Consider the following 317-nt stretch of genomic DNA (forward strand, 5'->3'; position numbering starts at 1 on the left):
GTAGGTATCGACGTAACCTTGAACATCATCGCCAACGACAGTCTTAGTGATGGAACAAACATCTTAGACTTGACAGACATTACTGTGGATCTTGATCCATCGACTCCGGGTATTCAGGATAGCCTGATTGTGCCGGGAGAAGGTAGATATGATTACGATACGCTGACAGGGGAAGTGACCTTCAATCCTGAGGCAGGCTTCACGACTGATCCAGCACCAATCACGTACACGCTGATTGAGAACGCGACAAGTCTTGACAGCACCGCAACGATCACGATCACGTACACCGAAGAGCCACCAGTAGCAGTGGATGATGA

Annotated in this window: 1 protein-coding gene; it reads left to right on the top strand. The window is 49.2% G+C overall.

Annotation, left to right across the window (positions count from 1 at the left end; genetic code table 11):
- Positions 1–317 (top strand): hypothetical protein (locus AFM12_RS00020; RefSeq protein ID WP_216598486.1); only part of this gene is annotated, 317 nt, incomplete at both ends.

The sequence above is a fragment of the Jiulongibacter sediminis genome, from assembly GCF_001306455.1.
GTDB classification, from domain to species: domain Bacteria; phylum Bacteroidota; class Bacteroidia; order Cytophagales; family Spirosomataceae; genus Jiulongibacter; species Jiulongibacter sediminis.